The sequence below is a fragment of the Pseudomonas protegens genome (assembly GCF_003732485.1).
GTDB classification, from domain to species: domain Bacteria; phylum Pseudomonadota; class Gammaproteobacteria; order Pseudomonadales; family Pseudomonadaceae; genus Aquipseudomonas; species Aquipseudomonas protegens_B.
In genome coordinates this window covers 78,660-88,335 of sequence record NZ_MOAK01000087.1, presented here as the reverse complement: position 1 = coordinate 88,335, position 9,676 = coordinate 78,660, and the positions used below count along the sequence as shown (strand labels likewise).

Sequence of the window (9,676 nt, the reverse complement as noted above, 5' to 3'; positions counted from 1 at the left end):
ACCGGCAGGTAGTTCAGCTCAGTCTCGTGGCAGGCACGGGGGTTGACCAGGCAACTGGTGAGCTTGCCGCCGAAGGTGTGGTCCAGGCACGCCTGGTTACAGCCGATGCAGGTGTTGATCTCGTCGGCACGGCCGGCAGCGGCTTTATTGACGAAGTCCGGATCGGCGAGGAACGGCCGAGCCATGGAAACCATGTCGGCATCACCCTCGGCAAGAATCTGCTCGGCGATTTCCGGGGTGTTGATGCGGTTGGTCGTGATCAGCGGAATGCTCACCGAACCCCGCAGCTTGGCCGTGACCTTGCTGAACGCAGCGCGGGGCACCTTGGTGGCGATGGTAGGAATCCGCGCTTCGTGCCAACCGATCCCAGTATTGATGATAGTGGCGCCGGCCTGTTCGATGGCCTGCGCCAGTTGCACGATTTCTTCCCAGGTGCTGCCGCCTTCCACCAGGTCGAGCATCGACAGACGGAAGATGATGATGAAGTTCGGACCTACCGCCTCCCGCACCCGGCGAACGATTTCCACCGGCAGACGCATGCGGTTTTCGTAACTGCCGCCCCAGCGGTCGGTACGGTGGTTGGTGTGGGCCGCCAGGAACTGGTTAATGAAATAACCTTCCGAGCCCATGATCTCGACGCCGTCGTACTCGGCTTTCTGGGCCAGGGCCGAGCAGGTGACAAAGTCGCGGATCTGCTTCTCGATGCCTTCCTCGTCCAACTCCTTGGGCTTGAACGGGTTGATCGGCGCCTGGATGGCGCTGGGGGCCACTTGCTTGGGGCTGTAGGCATAACGCCCGGCGTGGAGAATCTGCATGCAGATCTTGCCACCCGCCTCGTGCACCGCACGGGTGACGATCTGGTGCTTGAGGGCCTCTTCCTCGGTGGTCAGCTTGGCGGCGCCGGAGTACACCCCACCCTCATCGTTGGGGCCGATGCCGCCAGTGACCATCAGGCCCACGCCGCCGCGGGCACGCTCGGCAAAATACGCCGCCATGCGCTCGAAACCGCCGGGCTTCTCTTCCAGACCGGTGTGCATGGACCCCATCAGGGTGCGGTTGCGCAGGGTGGTGAACCCCAGGTCGAGGGGGGCCAGCAAGTGCGGGTAAGGTGCGGCAGCCATGGTGTCACTCCAGATCGGGCAATCACGGAAAATGTGGAAGCTCTGCGTCTTCCATCGGTAGTGCTCCACAGACTAAGAGCACAGTACCCGGTGCTCAATGACCGTAACTGACAACTTATTGATCCAAACGCACAGCGCCCCTTGGCAAGCGTCGGCCCGGGCCCTACCCTAGTCGACGAATCCTGCACACGGCCGCTGACTGTTTCCCCATGCGCAAACTTCTCTACATCACCCTCACTCTGGCCCTGCTTGCAGCCGCCACCCGCTACGCAATCTGGACTCGCGACCGTCCAGAGGCGCACTACCTGTCGGACCTGCGCATCCAGCTCGCGGTGGATCAAGGCGTGCCAGCCGATCATGGCAACCTGCTGGCGATTCAGCCTGAACTGTTCCCCACCGACTACCAGAACATCGAACGCCTGCATCGCAAGCTGGCGGCCTACTTGCAGCAAGCCACTGACAAAGGCCTGGTCAACGCCAAGACCATCGTCGTGCTACCGGAGCATATAGGCACCTGGCTGATGGTCAGTGGTGAAAAGAACGAGCTGTACCAGGCCACCTCCTTGAAAGAAGCGATGAACTGGCTGGCCGTGAGCAACCCCTTGCCGTTTCTCAAGGCGCTGATCAGCGCCAGGGGCGACAGTCGCCTGGACGATGCGTATCTGCGCATGAAGGCAAAGAAAATGGCCAAGGACTATCAGTGGCTGTTCGGCGGCCTGGCCAAGGAATTCCAGGTGACTCTGGTGGCCGGCACCATCATTCTGCCGGAGCCCAGTGTCAGTCAGGGCACCCTGCAGATTGGCAGCGGCGCCCTGTACAACAGCAGCCTGGTGTTCGGCAGCGATGGCCTGCCCATGGGCCAACCCCAGCGGCAGATCTACCCGACCTATGCCGAAAGCGGCTACCTAAAGGGCGATACCGATAAAGCGCTACGGGTGATCGATACCCCCGCCGGACGGCTCGGCGTACTGATCGGCAGCGACAGCTGGTACCCGGAGAACTATCGCAAGCTCAATGAGCAGAGCACTCAATTGGTGGCAGTTCCGGCCTTTGTCATGGGCCGCGACGGCTGGGACAAACCCTGGCGCGGCTACAAGAGCATCGCCACGCCCAGTGAAGTCAGCCTCAAGCCCGAGGAAGCCAGCGAAGGCGAGGCCTGGCATCGCCTGACCCTCACTGCCCGCCCCCCCAGCAGCCAGGCCAGTGCCGGGGTCAGCGTGTTCCTGCGTGGCCAGTTCTGGGACCGGCGCAGCAGCGGCCAGAGCTTCATCAACAGCAATGGCCAGACCTTTGCCGACGAAGGCACCCGGGGCGCTCGCTTGCTGAACATCTGGTTGTAGTCGATGAAGACGCCACCGATGCGCCTGGGAGACCTATCGGTGGGGTTCGTCCACAGCCTGGTGGACGCGGTCCGCAGCCACGGGCTGGACCCGGCACCGTTGCTGGAACAATACGCACTGGATGCCGCCCGGCTGGGGGAGGCCGGAGCGCGATTGTCGATCCCCCGCTACATGCGCCTGGGGCATGGGGCGATCCAGCTGACCGGTGATCCGGCACTCGGCCTGCGCATGGGCCGCCTGAGTCGCCTGAGCCAGGCGGGCCTTGCCGGGGTGACTGCCGCGCAAGCCCCTACCGTGCGCGAAGCGGCGCGCTGCCTGACCCGTTTCGAGGCCTTGTACGGCTCCAACTATCGCGGCCAGTCGAGCTTTCACGAGGACGCCAACGGCGCCTGGCTACGCTTCTATTCCATCAGCCCATACAACGCCTACAACCGCTTCGTAGTGGACTCGATCATGTCCGGCTGGCTGCAGCAGCTGTCGAACCTCTGCGGCCAGACCATCGATGCCGAGCAGATCGACATTGAGTTCGAACGCCCGGACTATCACGACGCCTATGCCCTGCTCGGTCCAACGCCCATCCAGTTCGGCGCCGAACAGAACCAACTGCGCTTGAGCCAGGCCAACCTGGGCCTGCGCAACCCGGAGCATTGCCCAAGCACCTGGCGGCATCTGGTGCAGTTATGCGAAAGAGAACTGGAACAACTGACCCGGACCCGCAGCCTGCGTGAACGCATCATTCAGTTGCTGGGCCCCCTGCTCAGCGGTGGCCGGGAGCCGGACCTGGAAGAAGTGGCGATGCGCCTGAAGCTGCCGACCTGGACCCTGCGGCGTAAGCTGGCAGAAGAAGGGACGCAGTTTCGGGCGATTCTCAACGACACTCGCCGCGACCTGGCCATGACCTATATCCGCGATACCGAACTGGCGTTCGGCGAGATTGCCTATCTGTTGGGCTTTGCCTCAGCCGAGGCATTTCAGCGGGCCTTCAAGCGTTGGAACGGGCAGACCCCGGGGGATTTTCGGCGTAGCCAACGACAATTAGGCTAAAAAAAACGCCACCGGCGTTACAGCTCGGTGGCGTCTTCTGCTGGTTCCAGGGGATCGAGCTCGAAAGCTTGATACTCCAGCAGTTCCTCTTGGTATTCGTCCATCGCGGACTCCTTTTCCGTTGTTGAATGACCTTGTTGAATAACCCTGTGCCTAATGACCGACGGGATCAGCATAAAGTGCCGGGATGACAGAAAAAATACTACCCCCACGGTCAAGATTTATGTCGTTAAAACGTAACAGCCCGTAAGAAATTTAAGCTGTGGATACCCATGCAACGGCGATGATTGCAGTCGAAGTCCTGCGCGACGTCAATATCGGGCCGACTTTAAAGAGTCGACCCGAGCCCCCTAGAACCGATCAGTGCCCGTTGCCCGGCAGAGCAGGAATCGACTCGCTCGGCGGCGGCAGACTGCTGGCGGGGGGTGGGGTGACAGCTTGACTGGCAGGCGCCAGCTCACTGCTGGCAGCCGGCACAATCGGCGCGGCTTCCGCTGGTGGGGCCAATGGCTGGGAGAGCGTCGGCTCAGGCTCACTGGCGGGCACCAGCGGCGCGGCCGCCGCACTCGGCTCGACCACAGGGCTCTGTGGTTTGGATTCAGGCTTGGGTTCCGTCTCGGACTTGTTTTCGGGAACCCCCAGATCCGCCTTGGGCTGCTCTTCGATATGTGCGGCCTTCTTCACTTCCTGGGGCAAAAACAGCTCGACCAGGGCGAAGTAGCGCTCATAGAACTTGGCAGACGACACCGTCTCACTGGCCACCTTGACCATGGAATCGTCGGTGGAGCCGATCGGCATCGACACCGAGCCCAGCACACCCACGCCAAGGCTGGCCGAGTTGTTCACCTTTTTCAGCGCATAGCGGTCCTGCAGGGCATTGGCGAACATCGTCGAACGCTGGTCGCCGCTGCCGTCCTGGGCGCAGACCACGTTGAAACTGATTTCCAGGTGAGTCTCGCCAGTCTGCTGGAAGCTCTTGTGGCCGCTGACCAGTTTCGGGTCGTTGCTGGTGATGATGTAGCCCTGGCTCAGCAGAGCCCGCCGTGCGGCTTCACAGGAAGCGGTATCGCTCACCGGGTAATTGCGCGAAAAAGTGCCGGAATCATCGAAGCTTTCATGCTCGTAGATGGCGGTCTTGTGCGACGAACAGCCGGCAACAGCAAACAACAGCAATGCCGCGGCTGCGGGGCGCAGATGAAATGATCTAAACATCGAAAATCCTGAGGAAAACGCTCCGGCGCGTATTGTGCAACAGATCAACGCCCCGCCGCGCAGGTAATTGGTGTCTTAAATTTCACACAAGTTTACTGACCGCCGATTGCCGGAAAAAGTCGCTCGCTCAAGTGCTCGATCAACACCCGAAGCTTGGCCGCCGCGTGCCGGCTCGATGGCCACAGCACCCAGAAGGTGCCGCTGTATTCCAGGTACTCGTCGAGCACTGTCTGCAACGCTCCCCGGCGGACCGCCGCCTGCACCATGAAATCCGGCAAACAGGCGATACCCAAACCGCTGCGAGCAGCGTGTTCCACGGCCTCGATAGAGCTGCTGGTCAAGCGAGTCGGCAGCAGCGGTTCCGGCAGGTGGGCCTGGGGCCTGAACGGCCACGGCTCAAGTTTGCCGGTGTGGTGAAAGGTGTGCCGCAGGCAGGCGTGGTCGCGCAGTTCCTGGGGAGATTGCGGCAAGCCCCGCTGCTGGAAATATTCGGGGCTGCCCACCAGCACCATGCGAAAGCGCCCCAATTGTCGGGCCAGGAGCCGGGAGTCCTTGGGATTGCCAGTGCGTACCACCAGATCAAACCCCTCCTCCACCACGTCCACCATGCGATCGGAAAGGTCCACGTCCAGTTCGATCTGCGGATAGCGCTGCATGAACTCCGCCAGTACCGGCATCAACAGTCCGTGAACCTGGGGAGCGCTGATCCGCAACTTGCCTACAGGAGCACTGGAGGAATCGCACAGCTGGAACTCCGCGGCCTCCGCTTCGGTGGCGATCCGACGGCAGCGCTCGAGGAGCCCGGCGCCCTCGGCGGTCAGGCTGATACTGCGGGTAGTGCGATGGAACAGGCGCGTCTCCAGACGTTCTTCCAGCCGCGCAATGCTCTTGCCCACGGCTGAGGATGACACCCCCAATAGACGCCCCGCTTCAGTGAAGCTACGCGTCTCGGCCACTTGCATGAACACCGGAATACTGCCCAGCCAGTCCATTCTGCCCCCTGCGATTAAGGACTTACATGTCCGATAAGTTCGGAACCTTAGCCTATTTTTCCACCATGCGCAGACTCCTACCCTGTCAGCTTCATTTCCGACCCTGCACAACGGTGCCCGACCATGAGCAACTCCGCCAATGCCTGCGAACTGTTACAAGCGTCCGTCGAGACCCGCGAACGCCTGCCTGTCGGCGGCCTGCTGGCCCTGGCGACCGCCGGGTTCATCACCCTGATGACCGAGACCCTGCCTGCCGGCCTGCTGCCGCAGATGAGTGCCGACCTGGGCGTATCGCCGGCTCTGATCGGCCAATTGGTGACTGTCTATGCCCTCGGGTCACTGCTGGCAGCCATTCCGCTGGTCCTCCTCACCCAGGGCTGGCGACGCCGCCCCCTGTTGCTGATCGCGATTGGCGGCTTCGCCGTGGTCAACAGCGTTACCGCCCTCTCCACCCACTACGGCCTGATTCTGCTGGCACGCTTGGGCGCCGGAGTCTTCGCCGGCCTGCTGTGGGCGTTGCTCGCGGGCTACGCCAGCCGCATGGTGGCGCCACACTTGCAGGGCCGGGCGATTACTCTGGCCATGCTCGGCGCGCCGCTGGCCTTGTCAGTGGGCATGCCGGCCGGAACCTGGCTGGGCAGCTTGCTGGGCTGGCGCATGAGCTTTGCCGTCATGACCCTGCTGACCCTGGGGCTGATTGGCTGGGTACTGATTCAGGTGCCGGACTTCCCGGGGCTGCGCGCACAGAAGCGCTTGTCGCTGGCTCGAGTCCTGGCCTTGCCGGGGATCCGACCAGTGCTGTTCGTGACTTTTGCCTATGTGCTGGGACACAACATTCTCTACACCTACATCGCGCCCTTTCTTCAGCCGGTCGGGCTTGGTGAGCAGATCGAGCGGGTGTTGCTGGTATTTGGCCTGGCCGCATTGTTGAGCATCTGGCTGGTGGGCCTGTTGATCGATCGCTGGCTGCGTCCACTGGTGCTGGTCAGTTGCCTGCTGTTCATCGGCTCGACCCTGATGCTGGGGCTGCTGGGTGACTGGCCAGTGGCGATCTATGGGGCGACCGCTATCTGGGGGCTGTCCTTCGGCGGCATGGCCACCCTGCTGCAAACCGCACTGGCCAAGGCCGCAGGCGAGCACGCCGACACCGCGCAGTCGATGCTGGTCACCCTATGGAACCTGGCGATCGCCGGTGGCGGCCTGGGTGGCGCCTTGCTGCTGCAAGGGCCGGGAGTGGCGATCTTCCCCTGGGTGATTGCCGCGCTGTTGCTGATCAGCCTGATGGTGGCGGTGAACGCCCGGCATCAAGGCTTTCCAGTCAGACGCTGACCCTCGACCCAAGCCTTGGCAACCGGGCGTTCTCGCGGCAACGGCGCCTGCCAGGTCGCTAGCCCTCAGCCGAAGCGCCAGCCTGCAAAGCAGTATCCACTTTTGCGTGCGCAGCGGATCGGGCTTTGCGACTGCGTACCAACGGCCAGAACAGCTCCTCCTTCCAGCTCACCGGCGCCAAGTGCTCGATACCGAAGGTAACGGGCCGGCGGCGGGTGATTTTCGCGGTGCCAAACAGCACATCCCAGAGGAACAGCAAGTTACCGAAGTTGCCCTTGTAGTGGGTCACGCCATCCTCGGCGCTCAGGCCATGGTGAGCCGAATGGGTCGAAGGCGTTGAAAAGACTCGCTCCAGCAGCCACATCAGTGGCCGGAGAAAACCGATGCGGTACAGCTTGTCGTCCCAGGCCACGCTGCTGTGTGCGGCGAAGATCACCGTCATCTTGAGAATCAGGTAACCGTAATAGACCGGCGCCAGCCCCAGGTAGATCAGCACCCCGGAGAACCAGATCCCGGGCATCAGCAGGTAATAGAAGCTGTTGTTGCGATAAACGATGCGAATGCTCATGTAGGGCGCCGAATGGTGAGCCCGGTGCAGGGCATACAGCGCTGGGAGACGATGGGTCAGGCGGTGCCACCAGTATTGGGTCATGTCATCGAAGATCAGGAACAACAGCAGACCAAGCACCCAGGGCGTATCCGCCAGCATGCCCTTGGCTTGTGGCAGTGCCTGGCCCATGAGCGCACCGCTGGCCCACATCACCAGGGGAAAGGTCACGCCGAGCAACAGGCTTGAACCCACCGCCTCGATCAGCACGTCGCGGCGCTGGCCACGGGGTTGGCGAAAGGCTGAACAAGCTATTTCAAGGAGGATGAAAAACACAAAGATCGCCGAAACGATCAACAGGGGGTTGTTGGTCATCAGATCGTGGTTCATGGCATTCTCGCTCTTATCCTTATGGGCAACGCCCGACCATTAGAGATCAGCAAGGCAGCCCTCTCTATGCGCGAAATGGACAGAATCCAGCGAGATCCGGCCAACCGAGCGGCCCCGCGCTTTCATCGAGGACGCCTCGGTGAAGTCTTGCAACGCTTCCTCAATGACCAGAGCGCCGCCACGCACCAGGACTACAACCTGCTGCACCTGGAACAGCTATGGCGCGCCGCGGCGGCGTTGGAGCCGGCCATAGGCCTCAAACTGTTCGAACGCTTCACGCCCCAGGACTGGCACGTTATTGCCCACGCCAGCCTCTACTGCCCGGATGTTGCCGCGTCCATGGCATTCTGGGTTCGCTATGCGCCGTTGGGCTCGGACACCGATCGCGTGCAACGGGTGACGGATGCCCGAGGTTCTGGTGTTGAAATCCATATCGACACCTCGGCGGAGTTGAGCCGCTACCTGATCGAACACTATGGCGTCATGTCCATCACTCAACTGCGGCGTGGTACTGGTCTTGCGGTGCAGCCAGTGCTGGCCTGCTTCAGCCATTCACGTCCCGCCTATCACGCGCAATACCAGCATTGGTTCGGCGACCGTATCGAGTTTGATTGCCGGGCCAACCGTTTCTACTTCGATCCGCAAAGCCTGCAACTGCCACTGCAGACCCGCCACGTCGGCATGCTCGACCTGCTGAGCGAAGAGCTGGATCGACGGGTGGCCCTGCACCAACGGCTGAGCGGTTGGGCAGCCAAGGTGGCCAGGGCCTGTCGTCAGGCCCTGGCGGCTGGCCATCCAGTAACCCTGGAAAGCCTTTGTGCCCATCTGCATCAAAGCCCGCGCACGCTACGGCGACGTCTCGCGGAACAGGGGCTGAGTTTTCGCCAGTTGCTGGACCAGACCCGCGCCGAACTGGAAATGCATTTGGAATTGCAAGGCGAATCCCGGGCGCAGATTGCGCTACAGCTGGGTTACAACGATCAGGCGGCCTATCTGCATGCGCGCAAGCGCTGGAAAACCTCCGGCACCTGAGGTTTATCCGCGCCCAAAAAAAGACCCCGGCATTGCGGCCGGGGTCTTTTCAACACTGCGGTTCAGGCATTAGTAACGCTTGATGTCCGCCTGGTTTTCCAGTTGCTTGCGGTAGGCGGCAAAGTCTTGCTGCCCTACACGCGAGGCCAGGAAGCGACGGTATTGAGCCTTCTCTTCCTCGGTCGGCGCAGCGGCTTCATTGACGCCATTGAGCTGCAGCACCAGCAGATTGCCGTTAGGCAGGGTGACGCTAGTGAAGGTCGGCTTGTCCTTGGACTCAGGCTTGCTCATGCGGAACAACGCCTGCAGAACAGCTGGGTCGATACCGTCCTGACCACGGGTCACCGCTTGTGCGACTTTCCAGTTCTGGCCATCAACCGGCTTGTTCAGCGCAGTCTTGCCATCACGCAGGCTGGCAATCAACTCTTCGGCCTTGGTCTTGGCTGCAGCACTGGCGTGCTCCTTGGCCAATTGCGTGCGAATGGCGCTGGCGACGCTTTCCAGCGGCAGTTGCTCAGGTTTGCGATGCTCTTTGGCACGCAGCACCACGACAGTTTCCGGGTCCAGTTCGATGGCGGTGCTGTTGGCTCCCTCATCGAGGACTTCGGTGCTGAACGCCGCCTGCACCACTGCACGATTGGCGGCGATGCCGTCGCCACCTTCACGGCC

The 9,676-nt window shown here is 61.9% G+C and carries 8 protein-coding genes and 1 pseudogene; 4 read left to right on the top strand and 5 right to left on the bottom strand.

The genetic code is table 11. The annotated features are described in order from the left end of the window. A partial coding sequence (locus tag BLX41_RS36800; RefSeq protein WP_259745432.1) for a 2,4-dienoyl-CoA reductase FMN-binding domain-containing protein occupies positions 1 to 1,121 on the bottom strand: 1,121 nt, incomplete at its 3' end. 209 nt (positions 1,122 to 1,330) lie between these two features. Between BLX41_RS36800 and BLX41_RS30510 the strand changes: the two genes are divergently transcribed. After that, a complete protein-coding gene (locus tag BLX41_RS30510) occupies positions 1,331 to 2,461 on the top strand; it encodes a carbon-nitrogen hydrolase family protein (RefSeq protein ID WP_123727880.1) in 1,131 nt (376 codons plus the stop codon). 3 nt (positions 2,462 to 2,464) lie between these two features. Next, positions 2,465 to 3,505 (top strand): AraC family transcriptional regulator, encoded by a 1,041-nt coding sequence (locus tag BLX41_RS30505; RefSeq protein WP_123727879.1) that lies wholly within the window; start codon positions 2,465 to 2,467, stop codon positions 3,503 to 3,505. 360 nt (positions 3,506 to 3,865) lie between these two features. Here the strand turns inward: BLX41_RS30505 and BLX41_RS30500 are convergent, their stop codons facing one another. Then, positions 3,866 to 4,717, bottom strand: coding sequence for a DUF2242 domain-containing protein (locus BLX41_RS30500; protein WP_123727878.1), 852 nt, complete (start codon positions 4,715 to 4,717; stop codon positions 3,866 to 3,868). Positions 4,718 to 4,809: 92 nt separating this feature from the next. After that, a complete protein-coding gene (locus BLX41_RS30495; protein WP_123727877.1) occupies positions 4,810 to 5,709 on the bottom strand; it encodes a LysR family transcriptional regulator in 900 nt (299 codons plus the stop codon). Positions 5,710 to 5,832: 123 nt separating this feature from the next. Between BLX41_RS30495 and BLX41_RS30490 the strand changes: the two genes are divergently transcribed. Next, positions 5,833 to 7,038, top strand: a complete 1,206-nt coding sequence (locus tag BLX41_RS30490; protein WP_123727876.1) for an MFS transporter — start codon at positions 5,833 to 5,835, stop codon at positions 7,036 to 7,038. Between the two features lie 58 nt (positions 7,039 to 7,096). On the opposite strand, the gene BLX41_RS30485 is transcribed toward BLX41_RS30490, so the two are convergent. Then, positions 7,097 to 7,975 carry a sterol desaturase family protein gene (locus BLX41_RS30485; protein ID WP_123727875.1) on the bottom strand — a complete coding sequence of 293 codons (879 nt, stop codon included), beginning with the start codon at positions 7,973 to 7,975 and terminating at the stop codon, positions 7,097 to 7,099. A 66-nt stretch (positions 7,976 to 8,041) separates the two neighbouring features. On the opposite strand from BLX41_RS30485, the gene BLX41_RS30480 reads away from it, so the two are divergent. Next, positions 8,042 to 9,007 carry an AraC family transcriptional regulator ligand-binding domain-containing protein gene (locus BLX41_RS30480; protein ID WP_123727874.1) on the top strand — a complete coding sequence of 322 codons (966 nt, stop codon included), beginning with the start codon at positions 8,042 to 8,044 and terminating at the stop codon, positions 9,005 to 9,007. A gap of 69 nt (positions 9,008 to 9,076) precedes the next feature. On the opposite strand, the pseudogene BLX41_RS36795 reads toward BLX41_RS30480, so the two are convergent. Then, positions 9,077 to 9,676 (bottom strand): annotated as a pseudogene (locus tag BLX41_RS36795) (SurA N-terminal domain-containing protein); the annotation flags it as partial.